The sequence below is a fragment of the Limnoglobus sp. genome (genome assembly GCF_059499385.1).
Genome location: NZ_JCABYM010000081.1, coordinates 99,672 through 115,066 on the forward strand (window position 1 = coordinate 99,672; position 15,395 = coordinate 115,066).

The 15,395-nt window shown below is 67.9% G+C and carries 14 protein-coding genes; 8 read left to right on the forward strand and 6 right to left on the reverse strand.

Annotation, left to right across the window (positions count from 1 at the left end; all coding sequences use genetic code 11):
• Nucleotides 1-41: 41 nt before the first annotated feature.
• Entirely contained in the window at nt 42-2,108 is a 2,067-nt protein-coding gene (tkt, locus tag AC5JJ2_RS14855; protein WP_495858788.1) for a transketolase, read from the reverse strand.
• Between the two features lie 321 nt (nt 2,109-2,429).
• On the opposite strand from tkt, the gene AC5JJ2_RS14860 reads away from it, so the two are divergent.
• Nucleotides 2,430-2,747, forward strand: coding sequence for an HU family DNA-binding protein (locus AC5JJ2_RS14860; RefSeq protein WP_495858789.1), 318 nt, complete (start codon nt 2,430-2,432; stop codon nt 2,745-2,747).
• 76 nt (nt 2,748-2,823) lie between these two features.
• A complete protein-coding gene (locus tag AC5JJ2_RS14865) occupies nt 2,824-4,128 on the forward strand; it encodes an alpha/beta hydrolase (protein WP_495858790.1) in 1,305 nt (434 codons plus the stop codon).
• Between the two features lie 183 nt (nt 4,129-4,311).
• Here the strand turns inward: AC5JJ2_RS14865 and AC5JJ2_RS14870 are convergent, their stop codons facing one another.
• Complete coding sequence (locus tag AC5JJ2_RS14870) at nt 4,312-4,602, reverse strand: hypothetical protein (protein WP_495858791.1); 291 nt, start codon at nt 4,600-4,602, stop codon at nt 4,312-4,314.
• A 2-nt stretch (nt 4,603-4,604) separates the two neighbouring features.
• Nucleotides 4,605-5,597, reverse strand: coding sequence for a sugar phosphate isomerase/epimerase family protein (locus AC5JJ2_RS14875; protein WP_495858792.1), 993 nt, complete (start codon nt 5,595-5,597; stop codon nt 4,605-4,607).
• 63 nt (nt 5,598-5,660) lie between these two features.
• Here AC5JJ2_RS14875 and AC5JJ2_RS14880 point away from each other — a divergent pair, with 63 nt between their 5' ends.
• The 6 genes from AC5JJ2_RS14880 to AC5JJ2_RS14905 all read left to right on the forward strand — a co-directional run bounded on the left by AC5JJ2_RS14880 (nt 5,661) and on the right by AC5JJ2_RS14905 (nt 12,201).
• Nucleotides 5,661-6,827 (forward strand): DegT/DnrJ/EryC1/StrS family aminotransferase, encoded by a 1,167-nt coding sequence (locus AC5JJ2_RS14880; protein ID WP_495858793.1) that lies wholly within the window; start codon nt 5,661-5,663, stop codon nt 6,825-6,827.
• Nucleotides 6,828-6,838: 11 nt separating this feature from the next.
• Nucleotides 6,839-8,452, forward strand: coding sequence for a hypothetical protein (locus tag AC5JJ2_RS14885; protein WP_495858794.1), 1,614 nt, complete (start codon nt 6,839-6,841; stop codon nt 8,450-8,452).
• A 219-nt stretch (nt 8,453-8,671) separates the two neighbouring features.
• Nucleotides 8,672-9,985: a hypothetical protein gene (locus tag AC5JJ2_RS14890; protein WP_495858795.1), complete on the forward strand. Its 1,314-nt coding sequence runs from the start codon at nt 8,672-8,674 to the stop codon at nt 9,983-9,985.
• 93 nt (nt 9,986-10,078) lie between these two features.
• Nucleotides 10,079-10,666 carry a YfcE family phosphodiesterase gene (locus AC5JJ2_RS14895; RefSeq protein WP_495858796.1) on the forward strand — a complete coding sequence of 196 codons (588 nt, stop codon included), beginning with the start codon at nt 10,079-10,081 and terminating at the stop codon, nt 10,664-10,666.
• Between the two features lie 194 nt (nt 10,667-10,860).
• The gene (locus AC5JJ2_RS14900) at nt 10,861-11,463 is read left to right on the forward strand and encodes a PEP-CTERM sorting domain-containing protein (RefSeq protein ID WP_495858797.1); all 603 of its coding nucleotides are present in this window, start codon (nt 10,861-10,863) and stop codon (nt 11,461-11,463) included.
• Between the two features lie 147 nt (nt 11,464-11,610).
• The gene (locus AC5JJ2_RS14905) at nt 11,611-12,201 is read left to right on the forward strand and encodes a PEP-CTERM sorting domain-containing protein (protein ID WP_495858798.1); all 591 of its coding nucleotides are present in this window, start codon (nt 11,611-11,613) and stop codon (nt 12,199-12,201) included.
• 51 nt (nt 12,202-12,252) lie between these two features.
• Here the strand turns inward: AC5JJ2_RS14905 and AC5JJ2_RS14910 are convergent, their stop codons facing one another.
• Genes AC5JJ2_RS14910 through AC5JJ2_RS14920 form a run of 3 tightly spaced genes read right to left on the reverse strand, consistent with a single transcriptional unit; the run spans nt 12,253 to nt 15,277 of the window.
• Nucleotides 12,253-12,852 carry a phosphoesterase gene (locus AC5JJ2_RS14910; RefSeq protein WP_495858799.1) on the reverse strand — a complete coding sequence of 200 codons (600 nt, stop codon included), beginning with the start codon at nt 12,850-12,852 and terminating at the stop codon, nt 12,253-12,255.
• A gap of 8 nt (nt 12,853-12,860) precedes the next feature.
• Nucleotides 12,861-13,694 carry a hypothetical protein gene (locus AC5JJ2_RS14915; protein WP_495858800.1) on the reverse strand — a complete coding sequence of 278 codons (834 nt, stop codon included), beginning with the start codon at nt 13,692-13,694 and terminating at the stop codon, nt 12,861-12,863.
• The gene (locus AC5JJ2_RS14920; RefSeq protein ID WP_495858801.1) at nt 13,694-15,277 is read right to left on the reverse strand and encodes a phytoene desaturase family protein; all 1,584 of its coding nucleotides are present in this window, start codon (nt 15,275-15,277) and stop codon (nt 13,694-13,696) included. Before AC5JJ2_RS14920 ends, AC5JJ2_RS14915 begins: the two co-directional genes overlap by 1 nt.
• Nucleotides 15,278-15,395 lie beyond the last annotated feature (118 nt).

Genomic DNA, 15,395 nt, shown 5'->3' on the forward strand with positions numbered 1-15,395 from the left:
GGACTGCCCACGGACGTTCGTCCGTGGGCTTTGCCCGACATCTACTTCTTCAACTGTGCCTTCGCCGCTTCCAGCACCTTCTCGATCGTGAACCCGAAGTGCTTCGCGAGGTCCTTCAACGGGGCCGACGCGCCGAACGACCGCATCGCGATCATCGCCCCGCCGTTGCCGACGTACCGCTCCCAGCCGAACGTCGAGGCCATCTCGATCCCGACGCGGGCCGTCACCGCCGGCGGCAGCACGCCGTCGCGGTACTCCTTCGGCTGCTGCTCGAACAGCTCCCACGACGGCAGGCTGACGACGCGGGCCTTCACGCCCTCGGCCGTCAGCTTCTCGTAAGCCTCGACCGCCAGCGGCAGCTCCGTGCCGGTCGCGATCAGGATCAGGTCCGGCTTGCCGCCGGCCGCGTCCGCGAACACGTACCCGCCCTTCGCCACGCCACTCGCCGGGGCGTACTTCGTCCGGTCGTACGTCGGCACCGCCTGCCGGCTGAGCGCCAGGATGACGGGGTGGTGCTTCGACTCCAGCGCCACGCGGTACGCCTCCGACACCTCGTTCGCGTCGCCGGGGCGGAGCACGATCAACCCCGGAATCGCCCGCAGGCTAGCGAGTTGCTCGATCGGCTGGTGCGTCGGGCCGTCTTCTCCGACGCCGATGCTGTCGTGCGTGAACACGTAGATGACCGGCTTCTCGATGATCGACCCGAGGCGGATGGCCGCCCGGCCGTAGTCGCTGAAGATCATGAACCCGGCGGCGAATGACCGCAGCCCGGCGAGGGCCATGCCGTTGACGACCGACCCCATGCCGTGCTCGCGGACGCCGAAGTGGACGTTCCGGCCGCCATAGGACCCGGCCTGGAAGTCGCCGGCCCCGTCGAACGTCAGCCGGCTCTTGTTCGACTTCGCCAGGTCGGCCGACCCGCCGACCATCCACGGCACGGCCTTCGCCACGGCGTTCAGCACCTTCCCGGACGAGTCGCGGGTCGCCATCCCCTTGGGGTCCGCCGGGAAGACGGGCAAGCTCTTCTCCCAACCCTCCGGCAGCTTCTTCGCCTGGATGTGCTCGACCTGGCTCGCGAGGTCGGCGTGCTTCGCCTTGTACTCGGCGAACTTCTTGTCCCACGCCGCGTGGGCGTCCGCCCCGCGCTTGCCGATGTTCTCCTTGAACCGGTCGTACACGCCGTCCGGCACGTAGAAGCTCTTGTCCTCCGGCCAGCCGTAGTTCTTCTTCGCCCCCTTGATCTCGTCCTCGCCGAGCGGCTCGCCGTGGGCGTGCTCGCTGTCCTGCTTGTGCGGCGCGCCGTACCCGATCTTCCCCTTCACGACGATGATCGTCGGCTTCCCCTTCGTCGCGGCCGCCTCGTTGAGCGCCTTCGCCAGGGCCGGCATGTCGTTGGCGTCCGCCACTTGCAGCACGTTCCACCCGTAGGCGGCGAACCGGCCGGACACGTTCTCGGTGAACGCCAGCGTCGTCCGGCCGTCGATCGTGATCTGATTGTCGTCGTAGAGCAGGCAGAGGTTGTCGAGCTTCAAGTGCCCGGCGAGGGACGACGCCTCGCTCGCCACGCCTTCCATGAGGCAGCCGTCGCCGCAGATGACGTAGACGCGGTGGTCGAACAGGTCCTCGAAGCCGGGCTTGCCGTAGTTCGCGGCGATCCACTTCTGCGCGACGGCCATGCCGACGGCGTTGCCGATCCCCTGGCCGAGCGGCCCGGTCGTCGTCTCGACGCCGGCCGTCAGGTGGTACTCCGGGTGGCCGGGGGTCACGCTGTTGAGCTGGCGGAACTGCTTGATCTCGTCCATCGTCACCGGCTTCTTGCCGTCCACGGACTGGACGCCGGCGAGGTGCAGCATCGAGTAGAGCAGCATCGAGGCGTGGCCGTTGGACAGGACGAACCGGTCGCGGTTGAACCACGTCGGGGCGGCCGGGTCGTACCGCATGAACCGGTTCCAGACGGTGTAAGCGACCGGGGCCAAGCCCATCGGCGCGCCGGGGTGGCCGGAGTTCGCCTTCTGGACGGCGTCCATCGACAGGGTTCGGATCGTGTTGACGCAGAGTTGGTCCAGGGCGTCGAAGTCGGTCTTGGCCGGGGTCGCGGTCGCGCTCATCGGGGCCTCGGGTCGATGGGAATTGTGGGCGATTGGTTCGCAGAGAGGATACAAGAACCCCCAGCGTTTCCATCGGTCCGACCGGTGGGGCTATTTCCCAATTGGCCAATAGACTCCGGGCTTGTTGTAAACTTCCCCCACGGAACTGGCCGAAGCGCAGGATCGACGGAATGTGGGAAAAAGCCGGGGAAAATCGGGAAAAATTGCAAAAAAGGCGGGAATTCGTTGGAAACGCGGGGGAGAATGCGTAACCTCTTGCACGGAACCCTATTTTTCAAGGGTTGAACGACCGCTTCCTGTTCCCTCACGGAGTTAACCAACATGGCGAAGAAGAAGGTGCTGACCAAGTCCGCCCTCTACGCGGAACTGGCCGAGAAGACGGGGCTGAAGAAAACGGAAGTCGCGAAGGTCGTGGAAGAGATGGTCGAGATCGCCAAGCACCAACTCGGGCCGAAGGGCGCGGGCGTGTTCACGCTGCCGGGCATCGCCCGGTTCAAGGTCCGCAAGCAGAAGGCGGTCAAGGGCGGCGAAAAGAAGATCAACCCGCTGAACGGGAAGGAATACGTCACGAAGGACCGCCCGGCGTACAACAAGGTCCGGGCCACGCCGATCAAGGTCTTCGCCGAGGCGCTGAAGTAACGCGGCCGCGATGACACGGAAAACCACGACGGCCGCCGTCGTGGTTTTTTCACGCCCGCCCCCACCCGGAGCCGACATGCGAACGCTCGCGACCCTCGCCTTGCTGTTGGCCGCCCCCGTCCTCCGCGCGGGCGGCACGTACCACGAGGCGACCTACCCGGCGTCCGACAAGCCGGGCGAACTGCACCTCGGCGTCACGTACACGGTCTGGATCCCGGACGGGGTGACGACGCTCCGCGGCGTCATCGTCCACCAGCACGGGTGCGGCAGCGGCGCGTGCAAGGGCGGGGCGACCGCCGCCCACGACCTGCACTGGCAGGCGCTGGCGAAGAAGTGGGACTGCGCCCTCTTGGGGCCGAGCTACCACCAGGACGACAAGCAGAACTGCCGGCTCTGGTGCGACCCGCGGAACGGGTCGGACGCGACCTTCCGCCGCTGCTTGAAGGAGTTCGCCGCCAAGTCGAAACACCCGGAATTGGAAACCGTGCCGTGGTGCCTGTGGGGCCACTCCGGCGGCGGGTTCTGGGCGAGCCTGATGCAGACGCTGCACCCGGAACGGATCGTCGCCATCTGGTTCCGGTCCGGGACGGCGTTCGCGGCGTGGGAGAAGGGCGAAATCGCCAAGCCGACGATCCCGGACGCGGCCTACGGCATCCCGGTGATGCTGAATCCGGGGGCGAAGGAAAAAGGCGACGTGCGGTTCAACGGCGCGTGGACCGGCTCGATGGCGATGTTCGCGGCCTACCGCGCGAAGGGCGCGCCGGTCGGCTTTGCTCCCGACCCGCGGACCTCGCACGAGTGCGGCGACTCGCGCTACCTGGCGATCCCGTTCTTCGACGCGTGCCTGGCGACGCGGCTGCCGGAAAAGGGCGCGACGGACCAGAAGTTGAAGCCGGTCGATCTGAAGGCGGGATGGGCGGCCGCCGTCCTCGGCCAACGGGCGGAGCCGGTCGCGAAGTACGCGGGCAAGCCGGAAGAGATGAGCTGGCTGCCGACGGAGGCCGTCGCGAAGGCGTGGGCGGGCTACGTGACGACCGGCGCGACGGAGGACGCAACACCGCCGCCGTCGCCGACGAACGTGAAGGCCGCGGCGACCGACGCCGGCACGTCCGTTACGTGGGACGCCGACGCGGACTTCGAGAGCGGGCTACGCGGGTTCGTAATCCTGCGCGACGGCAAGGAGATCGCGACCGTCCCGGAGAAGCCGGTCGGCCGGTTCGGGCGGCCGCTGTTTCAGACGATGTCGTACCACGACACGCCGGAGAAGCCACTCCCGGAGATGAAGTTCGTGGACAAGGCGGCGAAGCCGGGCGAGAAGCACGAATACCGCGTGATCGCGGTCAACGGCGTCGGGCTGAAGTCGGGGCCGTCGAAACGCTGAGTCGCTCCGAAACCCATTCCTCCGGCGGCGAGGGAAATGATTCCGGACGGGATGGCACTCCGCAACCGGTTCCGGGAGAACCTGTTACGTCACGCGGGAAAATGATTCCGGACTTTTGCGAATGATTCCGGCCGGGGGTGGGGTGGTTTCCGTGGAATCATTTTCTCTGCCGGTGGCGGTCTGTCACCCCTGGCGCGTCGGCAGCTTCTGGGCGCTGTTCGCGGTCGCGTCGTACTTCTTCTGCTCGGCCGGGTCGGTTACCTCTTCCAAGACGCCCTCGAAGTCGGCGATGTCGTACCACGCGCCGTCGGCGAAGTCGATGACGACCCGGCCGCCGTAGTTCACCGTCACGACGCGGCCGACCCGCCCCTCGAAGCGTTTCAACTCCGGCCGCGCGTCCGGCCGCACGTGGACGAACTTGTCCGTCCACTTCTTCTTCAGGGCGTCCACTTCTTCCTTCTCGGGGAACGGCATGGTCAACCTCGGAACGCCTGGCGGGCGTGGGACGGCGGGTCGAAGTCCAGCCGCTTGACGAACTGGCACGCCTCGGCGACGCCGAACTCGCGGTCCATCCCGGCGTCGTGCCAATCGACCGCCAGCGGGCCGTCGTACCCGATCTCGTTCAGGGTGCGGATGACGGCCTCCCAGTCGATCCCGCCGCGGCCCGGCGAGCGGAACTGGAACCCCCGCCGCGGGTCGCCGCTCGGCCAGTACCCGGTCAGAATCCCGGCCCGGCCGTTGAGCGACAGCACCGCGTCCTTGATGTGGACGTGGTAGATGCGGTCCGCGAACCGCCGCAGGAACTCGACCGGGTCCACGCCCTGCCAGTGCAGGTGGCTGGGGTCGAACGTCAGCCCGAACTCCTCGCGGTTGCCGAGAACGTCCAGTACGACCTCGGTGGAGTGCAGGTCGAACGCGATCTGACCGGGGTGGACCTCGAACGCGAACCGCACGCCGGAGTCACGGGCGGCGTCGAGGATCGGGTTCCACTGCTTCGCGAACTGCTTGAGCGCGTCCGCGATCAGCTCCGGCCGCGGGGCGGGGTACCCGGCGACGTAGGACCAGATCGGCGACCCGGTGAACCCGCTGACGACGCTGGCCCCCAGCTTCTCGGCGACCTTGAAGGTCGCCATCATTTCCTCGGCCGCCCGCTGGTGGACGCCGGCCGCCTTACCGTCGCCCCACACGTAGTCCGGCACGAGGCCCTGATGCCGCTTGTCGATCACGTCCGAGACGCACTGCCCGACCTTGTGGTTCGCGATGACCGGCAGTTGCAGGTCGTGCCGGGCGAGCACGTCGAGTTTCGCCGGACCGTACCCGTCGTCGCTCGCGGCCCGTTGGACTTCGAGGTGGTCGCCCCAGCAGCAGAGTTCGACGCCGTGGTAGCCCCACTCGTTGGCCTTCATGGCGAGCGTGTCGAACGGCAGGTCGGCCCACGGCCCGGTGAACAACAGCACTTGTCGCGGCATGGGGTGCGTCCGAGCGAATAAGAAAGCAAGGTGATCTTCGGACAACGACCGGACCCGGACAAGATGCCATCCCCGCCCGCGATCCTCGGCGGCCCGCCCGTTTTCCCGACCGGCCCGCCGCCGTGGCCTCCCGCGTCGCCCGACGTGGCGGAAGCGCTGGCCGGCGCGGCACGCGACGGCAGTTGGGGCCAGTACCACGGGCCGCACGTCGCCGCGCTGGAGGAACACCTCGCGAAGCATTTCGGCGTTCCGCACGTCCTCACCTGCGCGAGCGGCACGCTCGCCGTGGAGGCGGCGCTGCGGGCCGTCGGCGTCACGCCGGGCGATGAAGTCATCCTGTCCGCTTACGAGTACGAATCGAACTTCCTGACCGTCCACGCCCTCGGCGCGAAGCCGGTCCTCGTCGATGTTTCCCCAGCGAATTGGAATCTCGACCCCGATCAACTCGAACGGGCGGTGAGCGAGAAGACGAAGGCGGTTCTCGTCTCGCACCTCCACGGCGGCCTCGTGCCGATGGAGAAAGTCACGGCGTTCGCCGCCGCGTACAAGCTCCCGGTCGTGGAAGACGCGGCCCAGTGCCCCGGCGCGACGGTCGGCCTGCGGATGTGCGGGAGCCTCGGCGATGTCGGCGTGCTGAGCTTCGGCGGCTCGAAGCTGCTGTCCGCGGGCCGCGGCGGGGCGTTGCTGTTCCACGACGGGCGGCGCTACCAGCGGGCGAAGGTGTGGCTGTCCCGCGGCGTCCAGCAGTGGGCGGCGCTCAGCGAACTGCAAGCGGCCGTCCTTCGCCCGCAACTCGCACGGCTGGAAGCCGACACGCGAACCCGGTTCGAGAGCGTTCAGTTCATTCGCCGAGAACTTCTCGCCCACGGCGTCCGCGGGTTGGAACCGTTCGCGAACGATGTCGGCGAACACCGGCCGGCGTTCTACAAGGTCGGGTTCCGGTTCGACCCCGACCCGTTCGGCCTGCCGCGGGAACTGTTCGTGCGGGCGATGCGGGCCGAGGGCGTAGCGTTCGACGCCGGGTTCAAGGCGCTGCACGTCGGCCGGTCGGCCTCGCGGTTCCGCGCCGTCGGCGACCTCGCGGAAGCGACCCGCGCGGGCGAGAGCTGCGTGAAGTTGCACCACCCGGTCCTGCTCCTCGGTAACGAACCGGCCGCGCTTGTTGCCCGCGCGGTCGAAACCGTCTACCGTAACGCGGAGCGGATTCGTGCCGCGTTCCCACCGTCCTGAAAGGACTTCGCATGTCCCGGCTTGCCGTCCTCGTCGCCGCGCTCGTAGCGTTCCCCAGCCCCGTCGCTGCGGCCGACCCGCCGGCGGGGTCGTGGAAGCTCACCCTCCGCGTCAACAACCGGCCCGTGATGATGTTGCTCGCGTTCTCGCAGGCCGAGGGGAAGTGGGTTGGCGACATCGTGGACTCGACCGCCCAGTTCAACGCGGACCCGAAGTTCGACAGCGTCACCGTCGCCGGCGACACGCTCAAGTTTTCCATGAGCGTCGAGAAGCAGCCGTTCGCCAGCTTCGACGGGCTGATCGCGAAGGACGGCAAGAAGATCAGCGGCTCCCTCAGCTTCGCCGGCGGGCCGCTCGAACTGACGGACCTGAAGCCGAGCGCGCTCAAGAAGTTCACCGACCCGTTCGAGGTCATGCGGGAAACGATGGACCAGTCCGAGGACGCCCAGACGGTGTACGACGCGGCCCTCGTGGTCCTCGGCCAGGCCGCGGCGAAGAAGCTCAAGCCGGAGGACGCCCGCGGCATCGTGGACCGCGCCACGAAGTTGGCCGCCGGGTACGGCCCGCGGTGGGAGCGGACGGCGTCCCTGAAGTTCGCGAACGTGCTGGCCGACCAGACGGGATTTGAAGACGTGGCCCTCGCCCAGGCCCGGAAGGCCGAGCGGCTGCTCGCGGACGACGACGACGCGACCGTGCGGCTGGAAGTGCTCGAATCGCTCGTCCGGACGCTGACGAGGGCCAAGAAGCCGGACGACGCGAAGAAGTACGAGGTTCAGGTGCAGCGGCTCGAAGCCCGCGACTACCAGGAGTACACGAAGACCGTCCCGCCGTTCAAGGTCGAGGAGTACAAGGGCCGCAAGGCAAAGAGCGACCGCGTCGCGCTCGTCGAGATCGTCACGACGACGGAGCTGACGCAGACGACGGCGTTCGACTACGCCCGCGACGCGCTGTTGAAGGCGTACAAGCCGACGGAGGTGATCGTGCTGACGTACCAGCTCGGCATCCCGGACGCGCCGAACGTGCTGACGAACCGGGCCGTGCAGGAGCGGTTGCAGTTCTACCAGACGGCCATCGGCCGGAACGTCTTCTCGTTCGTGAACGGCAAGCGGGCCGTGCAGCTTCAGAAGGACACGACGGCGGCCGCGGCGAAGGCGATCTTCGACGCGCTGAAGGAGAAGGTTAACGAGGAGTTGGAGAAGCCGAGCGAGGCGAAGTTGAAGCTGGTCGTGACGCCCGGCGAGAAGGGGTTCACCGGCAAGGCCAGCGTCACCGACCTGGAGAAGGCGGGGGAGCAGACGTTCCTGCGGTTCGCGGTCGTGGAGGAAAAGATTCGCTACACGGCGGGCAACGGCGTGAAGTATCACCACAACGTGGTGCGGGCCACGCCCGGCGGCAAGGGGATCGTCCTCAAGCAGAAGGCGGCCGACCACACGGTCACGGTCAACCCGGACGAACTGCGGGAGACGCTCTCGAAGTCGCTCGACGACCTGGCGAAGGAAGCCGAGCTGCCGCGCGGCGAGCGGCCGCTTGCTCTGAAGAACTTGAAACTGGTCGCGTTCGTCCAGAACGACTCGACGGGCGACGTTCTCGCCGCGGCGCAAGCCGACCTCGCGGCGGCGAAGTAGTTTCAGAAGGCCCGACTTCCGAAGTCCGGCTTCGACTTCGGAAGTCGATCCCGCGCAGGAGCGTTCATACTGTCCGGCAAACGCCACTTCTTCCCCCCGACTTCCGAAGTCGAAGCCGGACTTCGGAAGTCGGGGGGAACTCAACCCGTCTTGACACCACTTCTGCCCCGTCGCTATTGCCCTCCCACTTTGACACCGTACCGGACCGAGGGCAGCACCATGCGCATTTCCCGCCGTCACGCCATCGCGAGTCTCCTGGCCGTCGTCGCGGGGCACGCCCCGGCGACCGCCGCCGACGCGGTGAGGCTCCAGGAGAACACGAAGCCCGGCGACGCCGTGCAGTGCGAGGTCCAATTGACCCTCGCCGGGAAGCTCAAGATCGACCGCGACGGCAAGCCCGACACCCTACCGCTGGAAGCGCGGGCGAAGCACACGTTCCTCGAGCGGATCGAATCTGCCCAGGCCGTCCGGCACTACCGCGAGGCGTCGTCCGAGAGCATCGTCGGCGGCGACCGCAGCAAGCGCGTTCTCCCCGAAGACCGCCGCGGCATCCTCATCCAGCGGACGACCGCCGGGCCGTTCCACTTCAGCCCGACCGGCCCGCTCACCCGCGACGAACTCGAACTCGTCGGCGAGCACTTCGACACGCTCGCCGTCCCCGGCCTGCTGCCCGGCAAGGACGTGAACGTCGGTGACACCTGGGCAATCGCGAATGAGACGGTTCAGGCCGCGTGCCTGTTCGACGGCCTCATCAAGCACGACCTCGTCGGCAAACTCGTCGGCGTCAAGGACGGTGTCGCGACGGTCTCCGTCACGGGCAAGGCCGAGGGGATCGAGCACGGCGCGATCGTGAGGCTGTCCGTGGCCGCGGAATGCTCCTTCGACACTGCAAAACAAGTCATTTCTAGCGTCCGGTGGGAACAGACCGACGACCGCGAGCAGGGGCCGATCAGCCCGGCGATGGAGGCGAAGGCCACCGTCACCGTGACCCGCACGCCAGCGGTCGAGTCGAAGGACGTAACGGACCTGCGGGCGAAGCTGCCGGCCGACGGCAAGGTGCCGGACGTGCTGGCCCAGCTCCGGCACGCCGACGGGACCGGGTACGAGTTGGTCTACCCGCGGGACTGGCACGTCGTCGTCAAGAACGACAAGCACCTCGTCCTGCGGCTGCTCGACCGCGGCGAGTTCGTGGCGCAAGCGACCATCGCCGTGTGGAAGCCGGCCCCGACGAACACGGACCCGAAGGACATCCTCGCGGAGTTCGTCGAGGCGACGAAGAAGCAGCCCGGCTGGGACCCGGAGAAGGTGCTGGAAAACGGCATGCTCCAGGCCGGGGCCGGGCGGCAGCTCTACCGCCTGTCCGCGAGCGGCAAGCAGGACGGGCTGGCCGTCGTGCAGTCGTTCCACCTACTCAGCGGCGAGAAAGGACAACACGTCGCCGTCGCGTGCGTGTCGAACGCGGCGACCGCCGCGAAAGTCGGCACGCGGGACGTGGCCCTCGTGTCCGCCATCGACTTCCCGGCGAAGAAGTGACGCCCGATCTTCCGCGCTCCCCATGCCCGGCGGGGTTTGGTATCGTAAATTCTAAGAAAGACGTTCGGCGACTCCCGCTGCGGTGAGGGCTCCATGCGGATCGGTGTCATTAGCGACACACACGACCGGCACGAGGTGGTCGCCGACGCCGTTCGCCTCCTCGGGGAGCAGAAGGTCGAACTCGTCCTGCACTGCGGGGACATCGAGACGCCCGACACCATTGCCCTGTTCCGCCCGCTCCCCACGCACTTCGTCTTCGGCAACTGGGACAAGGACAAGTCGAAGCTCGTCGGCGCGATCCGCGACATCGGCGGCCAGTCGCACGACTCGTTCGGGGCCATCGAACTCGCCGGCAAGCGGATCGCCTGGGTCCACTCGCACGACCGCCACCAGTTCTACGAACTCGAGCACTGCAACTACTTCGACTACCTCTTCTACGGGCACACGCACGTCCGGGAGCAGCACCGGACCGGGAAGACGCTCGTGGCCAACCCCGGCGCGTTGTTCCGGGCGAACCCGAAGACGTGCATCGTGCTGGACGTGAGCACCGGGGAGGTGAAGCCGATCATCATCCCCACGACGGCGAAGCCCGGCGAGTCGGTCCACGCGATGCCGGGGCTGGCGAACCGCTCGATGCCGCAACTCCCCGGCCTCCCGCCGGACGAACTCCCCCCCAATTAGCCGGCAATTCCCTCTCATTTTCCGATTTTGCCACGGCCGTAGATCGGGTTGACGCCCCCGGACCGTGCCGGCATACACCCCCGCCTTGGCTGAGCGTCGGCCGGGGACGTGCCCCTCCGACCCGGCTTGACTCGACTTCTCAGGAAGTGTTAGGAGTTAGGCCGCCTTGTGTTTCCGCCCGGAGGAATGGAAGAATGAATCGACTTACGCGCACGATCTTGGTCGCCGGCGTTGCCCTCGTGGGGGCGTTCTCCGGCTCGTCGGCCCGAGCGGGCCTCCTTCCGGTGAACGTGAGTGTTAACGCGGAAGGGGACAACTACCGGTGGACGTACAACATCGTGTTGCCCACCGACTCGCAGCTCCAGTCCGGTGACTACTTCACCATCTACGACTTCGGCGGCCTGGTCGCCGGCAGCAACGCCCAGCCGGACGGCTGGATGTACGAGCAGACGAACCTCGGCCCGACGCCGCCGGGCGTGGACCCGGAGGACAACGCGGCGCTGCCGAACCTGACGTGGAAGTACACCGGCCCGACGATCAACACCGGCCAGACCGGCCTGGGGAACTTCTGGGCCGTCTCGACGCAGCAGAGCGCGACGGACTCGTTCTTCACGGCCAGCACGCACCGGACGAGCGACGGCCGGGTGGACCAGAACATCACGGACACGACCGTGCCCGTCCCGACGGCCGGGCCGGAGGAACCGAACCTCGTTCCGGAGCCGGCGACCCTGGTCCTCGCGGGCCTCGGGCTGCCGCTGCTCGGGCTGCGGCGGTGGGTCCGTCGGTCGGCGGGATAGTCAAACTTTAGCGAATCCGGAACTGCGGTTGACAGTATCGGGGGGCGTGCTTATTTTGCCGCCCGCCTAAACGCCCGAGCCTAGCAACTCGGGCAGAAATGACCACTCGCTCACTCAGGAGGTTTCCCCCCAATGCAAGGCCGAACGATGATCTCGCGGTTGATTCTGGCCGCCCTCGCGGCGGTGCTCGCCGGCTCGACGGCGTCCGCCGGGCTGCTCCCGGTGTCCGTCACGGTCCTCCCGGAGGCCGACACGTTCCGGTGGACGTACTCGATCGTCCTCCCGACCGACAGCACCCTCCAGTCCGGGAACTACTTCACGATCTACGACTTCCACGGGTACGTGCCCGGCCAGGAGTTCGGCCCGGACGGGTGGGCGTTCGAGGCCACGAACGCCGGCCCGACGCCCGCCCTGCTGAAGCCGAACGACAACCCGGACGTGGTGAACCTGACGTGGAAGTACACCGGCCCGACGATCCCGAGCGGGCAGATCGGCCTGGGGAACTTCTGGGCGTTCTCGACGATCGGGGAGATCCAAACCGACTCGTTCACGGCGATCACGAACCGGACCTCGGACGGGCTGGTGGACAGCAACATCACGGAGACGGACGTGCCGATGGCCCCGACCGGCGGCCCGACGGACCCGAACCTGGTCCCGGAACCGACGACGCTGGTGCTGGCCGGCCTCGGCCTGCCGCTGATCGGTCTCGCCCGCTTCCGCCGCAAGACCGCGGCGTAAGGGGAACGAACCGTTGAATCGAAACGAGCCGACCGGAATGGTCGGCTCGTGTCATTTCCCGGCGTGGAGAAGTTCGAGAACGAACTGCGACCAGGTTTCAAATTGCTCGCGCTCGGCCCGCAGCTGATCGAGCGGAACGAACCCGCCCTCGGCGAGCGCGTCCTCGTTCGAGCGGACGGCCGGGGCTTCCAGGCCCCAGAGATGGACGACGCCCAGGTGGACGCGGCCGACCGGGGTGCGGTCGTCGTTGATGAAACCGAGGAGTTGCTCGGAATACTGACACCCGATTGTCACCTCTTCCGTCACCTCGCGGCGCATCCCGTTCGCGTACCAATCGCCCGGCCCGGCCGCGTCCTGCTCGGAGATGTGCCCGCCGATGCCGACGGACCGCAGGGCGCGCAGCCGCTTCTCCGTGCCGCTCGCCCCGCGGCGGTACTGGAACAGCCGGTCGCCGTGCCGGAGGACGACGTAGGGGATGAGTTGCTTGAACGCGGGGTCGGTTTCGACCTCGGACCGCGGGCGGAACGAGAACAGTCGGGCGTCGAGGAGCGCGGCCCGATAGTTCGCGTCCGACGGGCGGAGGCCGTGGAAGTACCCGACCGCCTCAAAGTGGGCGGTCGGAATCACCAGCACTCGTTCGTCGGTCGGCATCGCGTCCCTCACACGAACTTGACGATCACGGCCACGATCACGGCGAAGACGACCATACCGACGGCGAGCCGCAGCACCTCCACCGACGGCTTCCGGGCGAGCAACCGGTCGAGTTCGGCCTGATCGCTCGACTCGATCGCGACCTGGAGCGCCGACTCGTACCGCCCCTCCGGGTAGTCCTTCGCCTGCTCCTCGGAGAGACTCCCCTTCACGGGCGACGCGACCACGGCGAAGTGGAAGTTGAGGTCGCCGGCGAACGCGAACGTCGCGGGCCACAGGTCGCAGCGGATGCGGTCCGGCAGTAGTTGCCACACGTTGCGGGCCAACTCCGGGTCGGGGGCCGGACGGACGACGGCGACGTGCGCCCCGTCGAGCAGCGCCTGCGTCGTGCCGAGGAGGAACGGGCCGTCGCCGGCCTTCAGGATGGCGTGAAGGTCGCCCACCTTCCGCGGCGGGAGCGGCTCCTCCGGCCACGCCAATTCCGGCAGCGACCCACGGGCGTCGAAGTTCGGCGGGTAGCGGTCCGCAATGGCGAACGGGTCGCCGAGGTGCGAGTACAGTTCTCGCGAGAAGATCAGGAAGCGGAACGCGAGCGGCGGGTCGGCCGAGCCGTCGGCCCGGTCCGCGGCTTGCACGATCACGATTCGCTTCGCGTCGATCTCGTGGGCGAACACCGCCGCGGGGCACGCAACGTTCACCGGCCGCGGGCCGAACTTCACGGCCGCCCGCAGGGCGAACTCTTCGACGACGAAATCGACGCCGGCCGACTTCGCGACGACCTTCGGCGTCATGGCGATGCGGACGACGACGAGCTGCTGGACGGTGAAATCGAGCGAGGGCATCAGCGGTCTCGGAGGATTTCGCGGGCCGCGTTCATCCCGGCCGCGCCCATGACGCCGCCGCCGGGGTGGGCCGCCGCGCCGCACAGGTACAGGCCGCGGACCGGCGTGCGGTAGTCCGCGTACCCGGCCGCCGGGCGAAGGCTGAACATGTTCGACAGCGACATCGCCCCCTGCATGATGTTGCCGCCGGTGATCCCCCACTCCCGCTCCATGTCCGGCGGCGCGAACACCCGGCGGTCGATGACGCTCCGCTTGAAGTTCGGGGCGTACTCGTTCAGGATGTCGAAGCACCGGTCGGCGAACCGGTCCCGCTCCACGTCCCACGTCGTCCCCTTCAGCGTGTAGGGGGCGTACTGCACGAACATGCTGAGGATGTGCTTTCCCGGCGGCGCGAGGGTCGGGTCGAGGGCCGTCGCCATCGTGCATTCGAGGATCGGGTCCGCCGCCGGGCGGCCGTACTTCGCGTCGTCGTAGGCCCGCTCGATGTAGTCCATGTCCGGGCAGACGTGCATCGTCCCGTGGTGCTGCGGGCCGACGCCGGCGGTCGGCAGGCACGCGAACTGCGGCGGCTCGCTCAGCGCGACGTTGATCTTCACCGTCGCCGAGGAGTAGTCGATCTTCTTCACCTGCTCCGTAAACTCGGTCGGCAGGTCGCGGTCGTCGAGCAGTTTCAGGAACGTGACGTTCGCGTCGGCGCAGGACGCGACGACCGGCGCGAGGAACTCCGTCCCGTCTTGCAGTGCAACGCCGACGGCGCGGCCGTCCTTCACGAGAATCCGGCCGACGGCCGCGTTCGTGCGGACCTCCGCCCCGTGCTTTTTCGCGCTGGCGGCGATGCTGGTGGCGATCGTGCCCATGCCGCCGCGGACGTAGCCCCAGACGCCGCGGACGCCGTCGCACTCGCCCATGACGTGGTGGAACAACACGTAGGCCGTCCCCGGATGCGACGGCGGGGCGAACGCGCCGATCACGGCGTCCGTCGCGATGGTCGCCTTCAACTGCGGCGACTCGAACCACCGGTCGAGGATCGGGGTGGCCGCGCCGGTCAGGATTTCGATCGCGTCGCTCGCCGCCTGCCGGCCGAGGCCGCGGAACTGGTAGCCGAGCTTGCCGAGCCGCCAGAGGTTGCCGAGGCCGGCGAACGGGTCCGGCGGCGTCTGCACCAATAGCGGTTCGAGGAAGTCCGCGACGCGGGTGAGCATCGCTTCGTACTTCGGGTACTGCTCCGCGTCCCGAGCCGAGAACTTTGCGATCTCGCGGCGGGTCAGCTCCTTGTCCGGCCCCATCATCAGGTAGCGGCCGTCCGGGAACGGCGTGAACGACGACGGCGACCGCGGGATCATCTCGAACCCGTACTTCTTCAGCTCCAGGTCGCGGATGATCTCCGGCCGTAGCAGGCTGTTCACGTAAGCCGCGCTCGACACCTTGAAGCCGGGCCAGACCTCTTCCGTGATGCAGCACCCGCCGAGGATGTCGCGGCGCTCGAGGACGAGTACCCGGCGGCCGGCCTTCGCGAGGTACGCGGCCGTGACGAGGCCGTTGTGGCCCGCGCCGATGACGATGGCGTCGTAGGATTGCGGCATGTGGGTTGAGATAGCGTCGCGCACGAAAAAACCCACCCTCGCGGGTGGGTCATAGTAGTAGGCACACTCCGTGTGCCGTCTCCTCGGCGGGTCGGCGAGTTCGTCCGGGCCGCTGCCG